The organism is Shimia sp. (assembly GCF_041624275.1).
Lineage (GTDB): Bacteria > Pseudomonadota > Alphaproteobacteria > Rhodobacterales > Rhodobacteraceae > Shimia.
Genome location: NZ_JBFJVE010000052.1, coordinates 1 through 15,127 on the forward strand (window position 1 = coordinate 1; position 15,127 = coordinate 15,127).

Consider the following 15,127-nt stretch of genomic DNA (forward strand, 5'->3'; position numbering starts at 1 on the left):
CGGGCTCAAGTAGCGCTCCGCGCGGTAGCCCAAATAAAGTGTCGCGGGATGGAGCAGCCCGGTAGCTCGTCAGGCTCATAACCTGAAGGTCGCAGGTTCAAATCCTGCTCCCGCAACCAAATACCAAAAATCAAAACTCCGAAAAATCGGCCGAAACATGGGTCGATTGCCGGTTGCCGTTGCGCTCCGGCCTAGCTGGTGAGACTGGCGAAGAGCGCGGGCAGTTTCTCGGGCAGCCGGTTCACATGGTCGACGATGGTGTAATTGTTGGCGCCGAAGATGCGCTTGACGTAGCTGTCGGCGTTCTGATCCAGAGTCAGGCAGTAGGTGAACACGCCGTTCGATGCCAGTTCATCGACCGCGTTCCGGGTGTCGTGGCGCAGGTATTGCGGGTCTCTTTCGTCGACATCGGCCGGCGCACCATCGGTCACCAGAAGGATCAGCTTGCGTCGTTCGGGCTGTTTCAAAAGGCCGGCGCCGGCATGGCGCAGGGCGGCCCCCATGCGGGTCGAGAACCCGCCCTCGAGCCCGTCCAGGCGCGCCTTGGCCTGGTCGTCGAACCCCTGGTTGAAATCCTTGAAACGGTAGTAGTGGACGTCGTGGCGGCCATCCGAAGCGAAGCCGTGAACGGCGAAGGGATCGCCGATCCCGGAAATCGCGGTGGCGACCAGCGCCGCCGCTTCGCGGGTGAGATCCAGCACCGTCCGCACGCCGTCATCGATCGCGTCATTGGTGCTTTCCGAGAGGTCGAGCAGGACGGTCACGGCCAGATCGCGCGAGGCGACGACGTTTCGCATGGTGATGCGGGGGTTGGGCTGGGCGCCCATCCGGATCGCGATCATGGCGTCGATGGCGGCATTGAGGTCGATCTCGTCGCCGTCCTCCATGTTGCGCTGGCGCTGCACGCCGGCGGGGCTGAGAATGTCGATGATCTGGCGAATGCGATGGGCGACGGGCTTGTGTTCGGACAGGATGGCATCGATTCCAGCCGGGACGCCGCTGCGCGCCCGCCGCTCGTAGAGCGTGGCCCAGTCGGGGCGGTGCAGCTGCAGCTGGTAATCCCATTCGTGGTAGTGGAACGGCGCCGAAATCGGCTCCTTGCCCCACATGTCGTTGAAGCTGGTCTTGGCCTCCCCGGCATCCTCATAGGGCATGAAATTGTCCTTGCAAACCCAGATTTCCTGGGCGTCGTCCCCGGCGAGCTCGGCATCGACCTCATGCGCCATCTCCATCACCGACACGTATTTTCGCCGTTGGCGGCGGCCAGCGGGGACATATTCGGCCGCCTGTGCCTCCCAGTCGATGTCCTCGAACTGCCAGACCCGCCTGTTGTCGTCGCGATAGGGAATGCGCAGCGTGTTGAGCACCCGCAGCGAAGGCACGTCGCGGGTGGTGGCGAACAGGTGGTAGAGTTCGATCCCGAGGTGCCACGAGAACCGTGGGTCCGAAGACCCTGTGGCGATTTCGGCGTGAAAGCGGCTGCCCAGCGCGTCCAGCTTTTCGTGACCCGTCACCTGGTTGGGGTCATTCAGCAGGGCGGCAAATCTCTCGAGCCAAGCGACGGTTTCGTGCTCGACCGCGGCTTCGTGCTTCAGGGTCAAGAGCCGGCCCCAAAGCCGGGCCAGCCCGGGAAAGGCACGCGCGGCCAACCATTCGACCCGGGCGTCTTCGATCAGGCCGATGAAGAACATCTGCGCGGGGCTGAGCTGTTCGGCGGAAATCGGCGCCGTGGTATATTGCAAATGCGCCGCCTGATGGGCCGTCATCGCCCGGTAAAGCTCGAGCCCGGAGACACCGGCGACATCATCCAGAGCATCGGGCAGGTGCATGACCTGTTTGTCGATATAGGGGCGGAAGCCCTGGTAGTCTGCGGCGGTCGGGCGCAGGAAAAAGTCCCGTCCCCATAGGGCGCGCAGGTAGTAGTTGAGCTTGCGCTGGCTGTCGATGAACAGGGTGCCGCGCCGTTCCTGTTGCAGCACCCGGCGGGAATCGGGGCTTTCGAGGGCAAAATACCGGGTCAGGTTCGCCAGGTCGCGGCGATAGGCTTCGGCACCGAAATTGGCCCAGCGGCGCAGACCGGACAGCGTCAGCTTCGACAGCAGCTCGTCGATATGGGACAGCATCGGGCGCAGGCCGCGCGCCGCCTTGGCCGACACCTGATGGACGAGGGTCAGATAGCCGCGCAGCAGGTCGGGATCACCGAGCCGCCGCGCCGCGGTCGGCAGCGAGGCGAAGAGCAGGGCGATGACTTCGCCCGAGGTCATGGAGCTCAGCTTCATCGCCGCTGCGGCGCAGTCGCGGATCACGTCTTCGCCGAGTTCCGTGACCACTGCCGGCATGTTTTCCAGCCAGGCGAGCACCAGATCATCACCGCGGCCGAGGTTGCTCAAGCCCCTGGCGGCCTCCATGTAATCCGACAGGCCGGCGGCGGACATGACCCGCGCGGCCTCGTTGAAACTGACGTCGATCCGGTCGTGGAATTCGGACGGGGCGGATGCGAAACAATCGCTGTAATCGTCGAGGGTGATGGTCATTGGCCGGCCCCTTCAGACGAAGAAGGTTTCCACCGCGGCCTGCAGGGTCTCGCGCATGTCCGGGTCGTCGGTCAGCGGTGTGACCAGTGCCATCTGGCAGGCGGCAAGCGGCGCGACGCCCTCGGCGATCATTTGGCCGGCATAGACCAGCAGGCGGGTCGAAATCCCTTCGTCCAACCCGTGCCCCTTGAGGTTGCGGGTGCGTTGAGCCACCTGCACCAGCTTGTCGGCCGTGTCGCGGGCGACGCCGGCTTCGCGGGCGACGATCTCGGCTTCCATCGTTGCTTCGGGATAATCGAAGTCAAGCGCGGCAAACCGCTGCTTGGTCGATTGCTTGAGGTCTTTCATCAGCGACTGGTAGCCGGGGTTGTAGGAGATCACGAGCTGGAAATCGGGATGCGCCTCGATCAGTTCGTTCTTCTTGTCCAGAGGCAGCTGGCGACGGTGATCGGTCAGCGGGTGGATCACCACGGTCGTGTCCTGGCGGGCCTCGACGATCTCATCCAGATAGCAGATCGCCCCGATGCGCGCCGCGGTGGTCAGCGGGCCGTCCTGCCACTTGGTCCCGTCCTTGTCCAAAAGGAACCGTCCCACCAGATCCGACGCGGTCATGTCTTCGTTGCAGGCCACCGTGATCAGGGGGCGGCCGAGCTTCCAGGCCATGTACTCCACGAAACGCGACTTGCCGCAGCCCGTCGGCCCCTTGAGCATCACCGGCATCCGGCGCGCGTAGGCGGCCCGGTACAGCGCGTCCTCGCCGGCGGTGACCTGGTAGTAGGGTTCGGATTTCACGGTGAACTGTTCAACGTCATGCTTTGTCATTTGATCGGCCTCGGTAACTGTGCCCCGGAGCGTTTCCGTTCCGGGGCGGTATCGTCTCAGATGGGGGTGCCGCGATAGACGACCATTTCGGCGCCCTTGGACTGGGCGTAGTTGTCAAATCCGACCAGGCGCACGTGGTTCTGGGGGTGCGCCTTGTGGCAGGCCTCGGCCTCGGCCAGAACCGTGTCGACATCGGTTTCGCCGAACATCGGCAGCTTCCACATGTACCAGTAGTGTGAAAAGGCGGTTTCCGGTTCGGTGTGTTCGATGGCCGGGTTCCAGCCCTTCGACACGATGTATTCCACCTGCGCGCGGATCCGGTCCGGGTCCATCTCGGGCAGGTAAGAGAAAGTTTCGAACTTGCGGCTGGCGACATCGCTCAGCGACGACTTGTAGTCCTGCATTGCAGTCATGGGTCATTCTCCATGTTGAATGGGTTGGGGATCGGGGCCCCGGGGGATAACCCCGGGGGCGCGCGCATCAGCGGTGCTGGACGTCAAGCTTGTCGACGGTGTCGAATTCGAACTTGATCTCTTTCCAGGTTTCCATGGCGGTTGCCAGTTCCGGGCTGTGCTTGGCGGCGGCGGTGAGGATGTCCTTGCCTTCCTTTTCCAGTTCGCGGCCGCAATTGCGGGCCTCGACACAGGCCTCGACGGCGACGCGGTTGGCCGCGGCGCCTGCCGCGTTGCCCCAGGGGTGGCCCAGGGTGCCGCCACCGAACTGCAACACCGCATCGTCGCCAAAGATGTTCACCAGCGCCGGCATGTGCCAGACGTGGATGCCGCCCGAGGCAACGGCAAAGGCGCCGGGCATCGCGCCCCAGTCCTGGTCGAAGAAGATCCCGCGCGAGCGGTCTTCCTTGACGTGGCGTTCGCGCAGGAGGTCGATCCAGCCGAGGGTCGAGGCGCGGTCGCCTTCCAGCTTGCCGACCACGGTGCCGGTATGCAGGTGGTCGCCGCCCGACAGGCGCAGCATCTTGGTCAGAACCCGGAAGTGGATGCCGTGGTTCGGGTTGCGGTCCAGCACGGCGTGCATGGCGCGGTGAATATGCAGCAGCATCCCGTTTTCGCGGCACCAGTTGGCAAGGCCGGTATTGGCCGTGAAACCACCGGTCAGGTAGTCGTGCATGATGATCGGCGCACCGAGTTCCTTGGCGTATTCGGCCCGCTTGTACATCTCTTCCGGGGTCGGCGCGGTCACGTTCAGGTAGTGCCCCTTGCGTTCACCGGTTTCGGCCTCGGCCTTCTGGATCGCCTCCATCACGAAATCGAACCGCTGGCGCCAGCGCATGAAGGGCTGCGAATTGACGTTTTCGTCATCCTTGGTGAAATCGAGGCCGCCGCGCAGACCCTCGTAGCAGGCGCGGCCGTAGTTTTTGGCGCTGAGACCCAGTTTCGGCTTGATGGTGCAGCCCAGCAGCGGGCGGCCGTACTTGTTCATCACGTCGCGTTCGACCTGAATGCCATGCGGCGGGCCACCGCAGGTCATGACATAGGCAAGCGGGATGCGCACGTCTTCAAGCCGCAGCGCCCGCACTGCCTTGAAGCCAAAGACATTGCCGACCAGCGAGGTCAGGATGTTGACGACCGACCCTTCTTCGAACAGGTCGATCGGATAGGCGATGAAGGCATAGAAGGCGTCGTCGCTGCCGGGAACGTCCTCGATCGCGTAGGCCCGGCCCTTGTAATAGTCGAGATCCGTCAGAAGGTCGGTCCAGACCGTGGTCCAGGTGCCGGTCGAGCTCTCTGCGGCCACAGCGGCGGCGGCTTCTTCGCGCGGGACCCCTTCCTGGGGGATGATTTTGAAACAGGCGAGGAAGTCTGTATCCGCGGGCACGTATTCCGGCATCCAGTAGGTTTCGCGGTACTCCTTCACCCCGGCGGTGTAGGCCTTGGATTGATCCTTCGGCATCTTGGTTTTCCTTTCCTTGGGTCGAGCTTGGTCACAAGCCTAGTTGACGGCTGAAATGCAGAAAACTAGATTGTTTTTATCGTCAGGATAGAGAAAGATTTATGCAAAAGATCATTCCCCCCACCCTGCAGCAGATGCGGCTGTTCGAGGCGGTCGCGCGGCACAGGTCGATCACCCGCGCCGCCCAGGAGGTGAACCTGACCCAGCCCTCGGTTTCGATGCAGGTGAAGACGCTCGAGGACAAGATCGGCCTGCCGCTGACCGAACAGATCGGCAAGAGGCTGTATCTCACCCCGGTCGGCGAGGAAGTCGCGGCGGCGTCGCGCGACATTCTCGGGCGCCTCGGCGAGATGGTGGCCACGCTAGAAGACATGCATCGCGAGGTCGCCGGCCCGCTGTCGGTCGCGGTGGTGTCGACCGCCAAGTATTTCCTTCCCCAGCTTCTCGGGGATTTCAAGCGGCGTTACCCCAAGGTCGAGCCGCGCCTGCAGATCGCCAACCGCGAAACCATGCTGGCACGTATCGCCGAGAATGCGGACGACCTCTATATCATGGGGCAGCCGCCGGAAGAGAAACCCGTCGTCGCGACCCCCTTTCTGGAGAACGTGATCGCATTCGTGGCGCGCAGCGATCATCCGCTGGCCGACAGGAAAGGCATCTCTCTGGCGCGGGTGGCGCGCGAGAGCATCATTGGCCGCGAGTCCGGATCGGGCACCCGAAAGGCGGTTGAACAAAGGTGTCGCGAGGCCGGGGTGGCGCTGTCGACCCAGATGGAATTCGACGACAGCGAGGCGATCAAACAGGGGGTGGTCTCCGGGTTGGGCGTGGCCTACCTGTCGCTGCACTCGCTGCGGCTCGAGCTTGCGGCCGGCGAGATCGCGGTGCTCGACGTGGAGGGCTTCCCGCTCAGGCGCCGCTGGTACGCGGTGCACCGCAAGGGCAAGCGGCTGACGAATGCGGCAAGAAGCTTTCTCGACTTCCTTCAGCAGGAGAACGCGGGCGCCAATGCCGGCAGCGCGATCAAGTCATCGGGCGATGGCGGCGCTTCGGCGGGGGCGTGAGGCCCGGCGGCGGGGGCCGAACCCGTGTTCTGCGCCCGACCTGTTCCGGTTTCGCTGAAGCCGGTCGCCACTCATTTCCGCCGCGCGGCGGCGATGGTGGCCTGGCCCAGGGAAAGCCCGCCGTCGTTGGCCGGGTAGCGCTGGGGCACGAGCACCGCCAGCCCCCCGGACTCGAGTTGGTCGCGGGCCAGCGACAGCAGCAGCCGGTTCTGAAACACGCCGCCGGTCAGCACCACCGATTTCAGATCATGTTCGCGCGCCAGCCGCAGGGCGGCCCCGCTGACCGAGGCCGCGACCGTGGCATGAAAGCGGGCGGCGATCGCGGATCTGGATTGCCCCGAAGCCATGTCCCCCAGAATACCTCGCCAAAGGCCTGCCCAGCCGATCACCGTGCCGTCTTCGAACGGGTAGGGGGCGGCCGGGCCCGGCTCGGACTCGGCCAGAGCCTGCAGTTCCATCGCCGCCTGACCTTCATAGGTGATGGCGTCGAAGCACAGGCCCAGGGCTGCGGCCACCGCGTCGAACAAGCGCCCCGCCGATGAGGACAGGGGCGTGTTGAGGCCGCTTTCGATGACCCGCGACAAGGCCGCCACCGGTCTGGCGCGCAGGGCCTCGAGCACTGGCAAGGCACCATGGGTTCCTTCGAGCTGCGACAGCGCGTCCGTCCCGAAGGCCGCCAGCAGATGCGCCAGCGTATTGCGCCAGGGTTGCCTGTTGGCCTTGTCCCCGCCGGGCAGGGCGACCGGAAGGAAATGGGCCAGTCTGCGGGCCTCGTGGAAATCGGCAAGCAGGATCTCACCGCCCCAGATCGTGCCGTCGGTGCCATGGCCGAGCCCGTCCAGAACCACGCCCAGCACCGGCCCGGCCTCGGGGCCGGCCCCCTGTTCGGCCAGCGCGGCGGCGACATGGGCATGGTGATGCTGGACGGAAACGAGTCTGGCACCGCAGTCGGCGGCGATCTCCTGTCCCATCCGGGTCGAGAAATAGCCCGGATGCGCATCGACCGCGATCCGCTCGGGCGCCAGATCATAGATGTCTTGATAAAGCGCCAGATTGGCCCGGAAATCGCGGTGACAGCGGGCGTTCTCCATGTCGCCCACATGCTGGGAGACGATGGCCTGCCCGCCCTTCAGCAGACAGAAGGTGTTTTTCAGGTCCGCGCCGACGGCCAGGGTCTGCGGCGCACCGGCGAACCCCGCGTGCAATTGCAGCGGAGCGGGCGCCAGGCCGCGTGCGCGGCGCAGGCTGACCGGGGCGCCGTCGACGAGCTGAATCACCGAATCGTCCAGCCGGTTGACGATGTCCCGGTCGTGCATGAGAAAGGCGTCGGCAATGCCGGACAGGCGCGACAGGGCGGCATCGTTGGCGATGACCTGGGGTTCGCCGCTGAGGTTGCCCGAGGTCATCACCAGCGGCATGTCGCGCCCCTGCATGAGCAGGTGATGCAGGGGGGTATGCGCCAGCATGAAGCCAAGCCGGTTCTGGCCGGGCGCGACAGCGGGCGCCAGCGCGGCATCGTCGCGCGCCGGGGCCAGCACGATCGGTGCGGCCGGGCCTTCGAGTTCGGCACGCGCCGCCGGCTCAAGGTGCACGTAGCGCGCAACCTGCTCGGCGTCGCGCCCCATCAGCGCAAAGGGTTTGGCCGGCCGTCTCTTGCGCTGCCGCAAGATCTGCACCGCCTGTTCGCTGCGCGCGTCACAGGCCAGCTGGAACCCGCCCAGCCCCTTGATGGCAACGATCTTGCCGTCACCGAGCAATGCCGCAGCGGCCTGCAGCGGATCGCCCTCGAGGGCATTCCCCCGGGCGTCCAGCAACGCCAGTCGCGGGCCGCAGACCGGGCAGGCATTGGGCTGGGCGTGGAAACGGCGGTCGGCCGGGTCGCGGTATTCGCCCAGGCAGTCGGGGCACATGGCGAATGGTGCCATGGAGGTATTGGCGCGGTCATAGGGAATGGCGCCGGTGATCGACAGGCGCGGGCCGCAATTGGTGCAATTGGTGAACGCATAGCCGGCGCGGCGGTTGGCCGGGTCGGCAATATCGTCCCGGCAGGGGCCACAGGTGGCCGCATCGGGGACAATGCCGGTGCGCACGGCGCCATCGCGACTGGCCACGATCGCGAAACCGTCGCCTTCGGGCCGAAAGCGCAGCGGCCGGGTTTCCATGGCGTCGATCCGCGACAGCGGCGGGGCGTTTCGCTGCAGCGCGTCGAGAAAGCGCCGCAGTTCCCGCTCGGGGCAGGTCAGGCGGATCAGCACCCCTTCGCCATCGTTCAGCACCTCGCCCTGCAGGCCGGCCTCCTTGGCCAGCCGCCAGACCGTCGGACGAAACCCCACCCCCTGCACCAGCCCGCGCACCCGGACCTGCCAGCCCTGTGAGTCCGGCCCGGTCATCAATGCACCGTGCAGACCATGCAGGGATCGAAGGACCGCACGATATGCTGCACGGCGACCGGTTCGGTTTCGCCGGGGCGCCGTGATGCGCCGACCAGCGCGGTCTCCAGCGGTCCGGGCCGGCCCGCCGCATCGCGTGGCGAGAAGTTCCAGGTGGTCGGGGCGATGATCTGGTAATTGGCGATCTTGCCGCCTTCGACCCGCAGCCAGTGCCCGAGCGCGCCGCGCGCCGCCTCGACCAGCCCGGCGCCTTCGGTCTCGGGCGGCGTGTCGCCATGGGCGATGAAGGCGTCGGGGGGCCGGATCTCGCGCAGCCAGCGTTCCATGGCCGGCACCAGCAGCGCCATTTCGAGGAACCGCGCCACGATCCGCGCCTCGACGTTGCCGCCCTGGGCCACGAGGTCCAGGGCCAGCGGATGCTCGGCCACCACCTGCCGGGCCAGCGCCCCGACCTCGGCCGGGTCGCCGGCCAGCCTGGGCGCCTTGCACCAGGTATAGCCCTGCGCCATCTCGGTGTCCGGCTCGGTGACCCCCTCAAACGGGTGCAGGGCGCGCTCGGGGCCCTGCATCCAGGCGTGGGAGACGTCTTCGGCGATCAGCCCGGTATTGAGTTTCTGGGGGCCCGAACGGTCGCGCAGCCCGCGTGCGAACAGATGCCCGCTGCCCTGGCGGTAGGCGCCGAAACTGAGGAACCTGTCTTCGGCGCGGCCCAGCTGGTGAAGGCCGAGCGCCTCCGAGATTTGCAGGAAACGGAACAGGTCGCTGTGCGACGGTCCGTGGGTCTCGACCAGTTCAAACAACGCCTGGCGCGTGCCAAGAGCGGTGAAGGCCTCGAGTTCGACGCCAATCGCCACCCGCTGCAGGAACCGCCGGAAGGTGGCCAGCAGCCCCAACAGCCGCTGCACTTCGTTCGCGGCCACCCAGCGGGTCACGCCGCCCGGCTGCACGGCCATTGTATGCGGCCATTTCCCGGCCAACAGCCCGACGATATGCATGAATTCGGCGCGCTGGGGCAGCATGTCCTGTGCCGCCGTGCCCTTGAGCGCGGCAAAGCGCGTGGCGGTGGCGGCGAACCAGGGCGCATCGCCATAGGTCTCGCGGGTGAAATCCGGCATGAAGAACATGTAGAAATGCGTCAGGTGGTCGGCGATGTTCTCGACCGCGTGCACGATATTGGTCACCAGCTGGCCGTTCGGGGCAGGAGACAGGCCCTGCGCGGCGGCCAGCGCCTCGGCGGCGGCGACCGACGGGCTGACCGAGCAGATGCCGCAGATTCGCGGGGCGATGACCAGCCCGTCGCGCGGGTCCTTTCCGCGCAGCATCTGCTCGAAGCCGCGGTAGAGCGGCGACACGACCTCGGCCCGGGTGACCTGATCCGAGGCGACCTCGAGCCGCACCTCGAGATCGCCTTCGACCCGGTTGAACGGCCCCACGACAAGACGGCTCATTGCTTGCCCCCTTTCTTGCTGCGGCGCACCGGCGAGACCCGCAGCCGGTCCGAGGTGGCGTTTTCCCTGAGCCGGCTCGGGGTGGCCGCCTTGGACAGAGACGCCAGGGCGACGAACCAGGCCTTGGGCATGTCGGTGGGCAGGCCGACCGGGATGCCGGCGATCTTGGGGGTTTCCACGAAGGGGTGGCCGGGGTCTTCGAAGCCCGGTTCGGTGCAGGCGATACAGGGGTAGCCGCCCGAAATGCACGACCCCGATCCGTTCCAGGCCCGAGTGTTGCAGTCGCCCGCCGCCTGGGTGCCCTTGCAGCCGAGGTTCTCCATCATGCAGCCGGCTTGGCAGAGCTTCTCGGCGCTGGCCTTGTATTCGTAGAATTCGTTGCGCGAACAGCCGTGATGAACCAGCCGCCCCGATATCGCGTCGGGTCGGCCCAATGCATCGAGGTGATCCCGCGACAGGGCGCCCGAACTCAGCTGCGACAGGGTTTCCGTCACCCAATCGGGATGCACCGGACACCCCGGGATATTGACCACCGGCAGGCCGGCCTTGCCGGTGAAATGCCCGCCGAGCAGGCCGCCCTGTTGCTCGCCGTCGAAGGCCAGGCCAAAGGCGTCGCCGGGGTTTCCGCCCGACGCGGTGATGCCCCCGAAGGCGGCGCAGCTGCCGACCGCGACAACATGCGCGGCGCGCTGGGCAAGGGCGGCGATCACGTCCTTCATCGGCTCGTCGCGGCCGGACATGACGTGAAACCGCCCGGTTCCGTTCGGCCCCATCATCACCGATCCTTCGAGGCACAGGATGTCGAGCCGGGTTTCCCCCGACAGGATGGCGTCGATGATCGCGGTGACCTCGCGCCCGGTTTCGAGGCTCAGCGCGGGGTGCCACAGCAGGTTTATCTCGGCGGTTTCGAAAGCGGTGACGACATCCGGGGCCTCGGCGCAGAGCAGCGACAGGGTGCAGCCGCCGCAGCCGCCCGACTGCAGCCAGAGGAGGTTATGCGTATTGCCGGTCACGCCCCGTCCTCCGCGTCCTGGCGCGGCAGGTACAGCGTGAACCTTGCGCTGCCGCTGCCGGTGTTTTCGGCCTCGAGGTGACCGCCGATCTCGTCGGCCATGCGATAGCTGACATAAAGCCCCAGCCCGGTGCCCTTGCCGATCGGCTTGGTGGTGAAGAAGGGTTCGAAGATGTTGTCGAGACTCTCCGCGCCGATGCCCGGCCCGTTGTCCTCGACCTGCAAGGCGATCCGGTCGCCTTCGGGCGCGGCCGATATGTCGACCCGCGGCCTGGGCGTGTCGGCCAGCGCATCCACCGCGTTCTGCACCAGATTGACCAGAATCTGGTGAATGTGCCCCTTCTTTGAAACCACCTCGAGGCCGGGGTCACAGGTGATCGTGACCTCGGGTTTGTCGCGGGTGCCGCGCAGCACCCAGTTGACCGCCGTGCGGATGATCGGTTCCAGCGCCACGATCTCAGAGGGTTCGGTCTGGTTGCCGGAAAACCGGCGCAGGTCCTGCACGATGTCGCTGACCCGTTCGGCGCCCTCAAGCGTGCCTTCGACCAGCGGCAGGATGTCCCGCGCGATGCGGTCCATCTGCAATTCCCGGCGCAGGCTGGCCAGTTCGTCCGGGGTGATCTCGGCATCCATGGCCTGGATGAAGCGGGTGATCTTCTCGCCATAGGATTTCAGCGCATACATGTTGCCGAAGACGAAACTGATGGGGTTGTTCAACTCGTGCGCGACCCCGGCCACCAGCCGCCCCAGCGCCGCCATCTTTTCCGAACTGACAAGATGCTGCTGCGCCTTCTCGAAATTCTGCAGGGCTTCGTCGAGTTCGCGATAGGCCTGCTGCAGCTCGCCCACCGGGCGCCCGATCAGAACCAGGCCCGCCGGCTTGCCGAGAGCGTCGTGCCGGATCGAACAGTTGAGCGAGAGCGGGATCGGCGACTGCTGCTTGCGCAGCAGGACTTCGAAATCGTGGAAGGGCCGGTTGTGCTCCAGATGGTCGAGGAAACGCGCCTGGGCCTCGGGGTCGCGGCCCTTGAGAACTTCGGTCAAAGGGTGGCCGACCAGTTTGCTTTCGGTGAACCCGGACAGGCGCAGCAGGGCGTCGTTGACCTGCTGGATCCGGCCTTCGGTATCGCAGACGATCAGCAGGTCAGCCATGGCGCTGACGACGCTGCCGATGAATTCCTGCGCGCTTTCCAGCGCGGCGTTCTTTTCCTCGACGGCGATCTGGGATTCGATCAGCTCGCCGTAGACCCGGTCCATTTGCTGGATCACGTCGATCCAGGCGTCTTCGGAAGGGGCCGAGAGGGCGATCCGCTCGCCGGCCCGCAGCGGCATCAGCAGCGAGGGTTCCCTTTCGGCGAGTTGATCTTTGTTCTTGGTCATGGGCTCATGGGGGTTACTTGGCGGCTGTCATGGGGGTGACCTCTTCGCCCTCGTCTTCCTTTTCCAGGTGGTAGCGCTCGAGCTTGCCGCGCAAGCCGACCCGCGACAGCCCCAGTTCACGCGATGCCTTGCTCTTGTTCCAGCGGTGGCGGATCAGGCTTTCACGCAGGATCTTGACCTCGATCGCCTCGATGCGCTCTTTCAGCGTGCCGGTGGCGGCGCCGAGGATCGACAGGTCGTCATCGGTCTCGGGGGAGGTGGCCATCAGGACTTTCGGCGACAGCAGGTCGGCCCCCAGAATACCGTCTTCCTCGCCCATCACCAGCATGCGCTCGATCTCGTTCTGCATCTCGCGCACATTGCCCGGCCAGCAATAGCGTTTCATGCAGGACAGGGCCTCGGAACTGAAGCCTTCTACGGTCTTGTCGAAATCGCTCACCGCCTGTTTCAGCAGGTAATTGGCCAGAAGCGGAATGTCCTCGCGCCTTTCGCGCAGGGAAGGCAGATGCACGGTCACCCCGGCAAGGCGGAAATAGAGATCTTTCCTGAAGCGCCCCTCGCGGACCTCGGTTTCGAGATCCTTGTAGGAACTGACCAGCACCCGGACGTCCAGCTTGCGGGTCTGGTTGGAGCCTACGGGCCGGTATTCTGCGTCCTGCAGCACCCGCAGCAGCTTGACCTGAAAGGCCGGGGGAAGGTCGCAGACCTCGTCCAGCAACACGGTGCCGCCAAAGGCGCGTTCGAACAGGCCGGCCGCATCCTGCACGGCGCCGGCGACCGCGCCCTTGCGGTGGCCGAAGAGTTCGCTTTCCAGAACCTCTGCAGGTACCGAACCGCATTTCTGCACTGCAAAGGACTTGTTCCAGCGCAGCGAATTGTAGTGAATGGCCCGCGCCGCCAGTTCCTTGCCTGTGCCGGATTCTCCGGTGATCAGGACCGAGAGATCGTAGGGCGCGACCTGGCTCAGCGTGTTGCACACCGCGTTCATCGGGCTGGTTCTGCCGCGCACGATGCCATCGTCGAAACTGTACTGGCGGCGCAGCTTCTGCCGGCCGTCGGTGACCTTCTTCTGGGCCGCCCGCTCCGACAGCCGCAGCTCGATCGCCAGCAGTTCGTTCTGGCGTTGCAGGTCGAACATCGACACGGCGTTGCGCAGGGTCAGGATCAGCTTTTCCGGATGCCAGGGCTTGGTGACATAGTGATAGATCCCGGCTTCGTTCAGCCCGGTGATGATGTCGCTGGCATCCGTGTAGCCCGAGATGATGATGCGGATCACGTCGGGCCATTTCTCGCGCACCTCGGTCAGGAACTCGACTCCGGACTTGTCCGGCATGCGCTGGTCGCAAAGGATGATCTGAACCCAGTGATCGGCCAGGATCTGCTCGGCCTCGGCAGTGTTCTCGGCGATCTGGACGTCGAATTCATCGGCCAGGTTGCGTTCCAGCGCCTCCAGCGAACGGACCTCGTCGTCAACGATCAGGATGGTGGGCTTGCTTTGGGTCATGACGCTTCCCGCAATCGCGGCTCACAGGTTTTGTCCCGATGCCGGGCCAGGGTGACCGGGGTCCGGGACTTGTTGACTTTATACACAAAATTATAGCGCGCAACGTGATAGGAGGTGTCGAAGCCAAAGAAGTTCCGCCGCATCCTCTTCAGTTCGGCGTCGCGGTATTCCGAGAGCGGCTTGTCCGCTTCGTCGGCCCGGCGGCGGGCGGCCTTGGCGGCCAGGGTGGCGGCGAAATCCGGCGCCTGCGCCAGGGCGCGGGCCCCTGTCCGCACCTGGGTGTCGAACCCCTGCCGGTCGCGGCAGAGGATCTCGTCCGCAAGCCCCAGGGCCGTCGCTTCGGGCGCCCCCATCGGCAGGCGTGCCTGCGTGATGCGCTTGGCGTTCTCGGCCCCGGCATGGCGCGGCAGAAGATAGGTCCAGAACTCGGAACCGTAGAGGTTGCCCATGTCCTTGTAATGCGGATTGAGCACCACCGCACCGTGCAGCCAGACGTGGTCGCAGGCCCGCGCCAGGAACACCCCTCCGGCACCGGAATTGCCGCGCATGGCGGCCACGGTCAGGTGGCTTTCGGTGCGGATGATCGCCTCGGCGAGATCATTCATCGCGTTGATGTTGAGCCAGCTTTCCTCGGCGGGGTTGCCGGCGGCCTCGATCAGGTTGAGGTGGATGCCATTGGACCAGAAATCATCACCGCCTTGCAGGACGATGACCCTGGTCGGCCTGGCGCGTGCCTTGTCGTAGGCGTCCAGCAGCCGCCGGCATTGGTCGACCGACATGGCGCCGTTGTAGAAATCGAAACGCAGAAAACCGACGTCCCCGTCTTCGCGGTAGTCGATTTCGCGGTACCCCGTTTCACTGTCGACCGGCACTTCGGGCAGGTCGAAATGCCCATCGGCCAGCGCCCGCCTGGCGGGCAGCTTGAAGGGCTCGTCGGCATCGGGGCGGCGCATGTGGCCGATCCACACCGCGCCGTCGCTGGTGGCCATTGCAATGGCCGGGCCCGAGGTGGCCAGAAGGGTTCCGCCGGGGCCCGCATGTCCCGGCGCAGGGCGTATGTCGTGC

At 65.7% G+C, this 15,127-nt stretch carries 11 protein-coding genes and 1 tRNA gene; 2 read left to right on the forward strand and 10 right to left on the reverse strand.

Annotation, left to right across the window (positions count from 1 at the left end):
* The first annotated feature begins 42 nt into the window (after positions 1-42).
* Positions 43-119: transfer RNA gene (locus ABZD10_RS06025), tRNA-Met, on the forward strand.
* A 72-nt stretch (positions 120-191) separates the two neighbouring features.
* Here ABZD10_RS06025 and ABZD10_RS06030 read toward each other — a convergent pair.
* From ABZD10_RS06030 to ABZD10_RS06045, 4 genes are all read right to left on the reverse strand, one after another.
* Entirely contained in the window at positions 192-2,534 is a 2,343-nt protein-coding gene (locus ABZD10_RS06030; protein WP_372885239.1) for a nitric oxide reductase activation protein NorD, read from the reverse strand.
* 12 nt (positions 2,535-2,546) lie between these two features.
* Positions 2,547-3,356 carry a CbbQ/NirQ/NorQ/GpvN family protein gene (locus ABZD10_RS06035; RefSeq protein ID WP_372885240.1) on the reverse strand — a complete coding sequence of 270 codons (810 nt, stop codon included), beginning with the start codon at positions 3,354-3,356 and terminating at the stop codon, positions 2,547-2,549.
* A gap of 56 nt (positions 3,357-3,412) precedes the next feature.
* Positions 3,413-3,769: a ribulose bisphosphate carboxylase small subunit gene (locus tag ABZD10_RS06040; RefSeq protein WP_372885241.1), complete on the reverse strand. Its 357-nt coding sequence runs from the start codon at positions 3,767-3,769 to the stop codon at positions 3,413-3,415.
* A 67-nt stretch (positions 3,770-3,836) separates the two neighbouring features.
* Positions 3,837-5,267 (reverse strand): form I ribulose bisphosphate carboxylase large subunit, encoded by a 1,431-nt coding sequence (locus tag ABZD10_RS06045; protein ID WP_372885242.1) that lies wholly within the window; start codon positions 5,265-5,267, stop codon positions 3,837-3,839.
* A gap of 101 nt (positions 5,268-5,368) precedes the next feature.
* Here ABZD10_RS06045 and ABZD10_RS06050 point away from each other — a divergent pair, with 101 nt between their 5' ends.
* A complete protein-coding gene (locus ABZD10_RS06050) occupies positions 5,369-6,328 on the forward strand; it encodes a LysR substrate-binding domain-containing protein (RefSeq protein ID WP_372885243.1) in 960 nt (319 codons plus the stop codon).
* Positions 6,329-6,399: 71 nt separating this feature from the next.
* Here ABZD10_RS06050 and hypF read toward each other — a convergent pair whose 3' ends face one another.
* From hypF to ABZD10_RS06080, 6 genes are all read right to left on the reverse strand, one after another.
* The gene (gene hypF / locus ABZD10_RS06055) at positions 6,400-8,718 is read right to left on the reverse strand and encodes a carbamoyltransferase HypF (protein ID WP_372885244.1); all 2,319 of its coding nucleotides are present in this window, start codon (positions 8,716-8,718) and stop codon (positions 6,400-6,402) included.
* Positions 8,718-10,166, reverse strand: a complete 1,449-nt coding sequence (locus ABZD10_RS06060) for a nickel-dependent hydrogenase large subunit (protein WP_372885245.1) — start codon at positions 10,164-10,166, stop codon at positions 8,718-8,720. Before ABZD10_RS06060 ends, hypF begins: the two co-directional genes overlap by 1 nt.
* Complete coding sequence (locus ABZD10_RS06065) at positions 10,163-11,179, reverse strand: HupU protein (RefSeq protein ID WP_372885246.1); 1,017 nt, start codon at positions 11,177-11,179, stop codon at positions 10,163-10,165. Before ABZD10_RS06065 ends, ABZD10_RS06060 begins: the two co-directional genes overlap by 4 nt.
* On the reverse strand, positions 11,176-12,558 hold the full coding sequence (locus ABZD10_RS06070; protein WP_372885247.1) for an ATP-binding protein: 1,383 nt from the start codon (positions 12,556-12,558) through the stop codon (positions 11,176-11,178). The genes ABZD10_RS06065 and ABZD10_RS06070 overlap by 4 nt, the downstream gene beginning before the upstream one ends.
* 13 nt (positions 12,559-12,571) lie before the next feature.
* Positions 12,572-14,062, reverse strand: a complete 1,491-nt coding sequence (locus ABZD10_RS06075) for a sigma-54-dependent transcriptional regulator (RefSeq protein ID WP_372885248.1) — start codon at positions 14,060-14,062, stop codon at positions 12,572-12,574.
* On the reverse strand, positions 14,059-15,127 hold a 1,069-nt coding region (locus tag ABZD10_RS06080), incomplete at its 5' end, for an enoyl-CoA hydratase-related protein (protein ID WP_372885249.1). The genes ABZD10_RS06080 and ABZD10_RS06075, both read right to left, overlap by 4 nt.